The sequence below is a fragment of the Pseudoalteromonas sp. PS5 genome (genome assembly GCF_004103255.1).
Taxonomy (GTDB): Bacteria; Pseudomonadota; Gammaproteobacteria; order Enterobacterales; family Alteromonadaceae; genus Pseudoalteromonas; species Pseudoalteromonas peptidolytica.
The window spans coordinates 1-1,100 of record NZ_RCSQ01000188.1; the positions used below are offsets into that span (position 1 = coordinate 1).

The 1,100-nt window shown below is 44.8% G+C and carries 1 protein-coding gene; it reads right to left on the minus strand.

Going from position 1 to position 1,100, the window contains the following annotated elements:
* Positions 1-127: 127 nt before the first annotated feature.
* Positions 128-1,099 carry a transposase gene (locus tag D9603_RS19620; RefSeq protein WP_128732575.1) on the minus strand — a complete coding sequence of 324 codons (972 nt, stop codon included), beginning with the start codon at positions 1,097-1,099 and terminating at the stop codon, positions 128-130.
* Between the last annotated feature and the right edge of the window lies 1 nt (position 1,100).

A 1,100-nucleotide genomic window follows, 5' to 3' on the forward strand; every position in this document is an offset into this window, starting at 1 on the left:
AACGTTTTTCGGTAGGCCAATTTTTAGCGCCCAAGCGTATCTCTACACTAAAACTGGGTTATCGCGCACGGCAACGCGCTGCAAATACAGCAGTAAGAAAATTCTAGAATTGAGAATGTGAGTTTTACTAAGCCAACAAGCGCTCGCAGTTTGTTAGGTTTGTCCTCCGTCGCTTTTGCAGTGTTTCACAGTAGGTGGTTACTGTTCGCTCTCGGCCTACTGCACCGTGGAATACACGTGAAAACTGTGTTGTGAGTTTTATCCAGTTCTCAGGTTCTATATTGAGTCGAGTGAGTATGGGCTGAGATTCAAAGATATAGCCTCGCTTGTCGTCTCGAATACAACGGCCTGTGAGTTCAACCAATTCAATATAGGATTTGAGTTCAAAAGGCAGGCCTTTTGGCATATGTTTTCGTGGGCTGCCCACAAAGCGTAGTAGGTTTTTTGGTTGCTTTCCCATCTTCGCGTGGTCGATGCGTTTTTTGATGCTGGTGTAGTCTGAGGTTTCAGGCGTTGCGGCGATGTTGGCTCTAATGGGGTTTAAGTCTACGTAAGCGAGGCAAGCGGCCAATGCGGCCTCGTCCAGTAATGCTTGAGACTTGAATCGCCCTTCCCAGAAACGGCCTGTACAATTATCTTCTTTATTTGCTCGGCGGGCGATGTCTTCGTTAAGCACTCGCATAAACCAGCTAATATCTGCGAGCCTTTCTCTATACTTATCAACCAGTTCATCTAGTATCAACTGCTCCGACTCGCTGAGAGGCTCTCCTTCAATAAATTTTTGGCTTATCCAATTACCTTTAAACAACTTGTGCCATCGTATCACTATCGCTTCATCGGACAGACGTTTCGCCTTGTTGTCATCAACATATAAAACAATGTGAGTATGATTGCTCATCACTGCATAAGCACAAACATCAATGCAAAATACGGAAGCCAACATCAATAGCTTTTCTTCAACCCAGTCCCGACGATGTTCGTATGACTTACCAGTAAATTTATCTTCGCCACAGAGAAATGCGCGCCTGACGCAACGGGAGATACAGTGATAATATTTGGTGTCAGTTAAACTGATTTGTTTTTTACGGGCAGTTGCCATA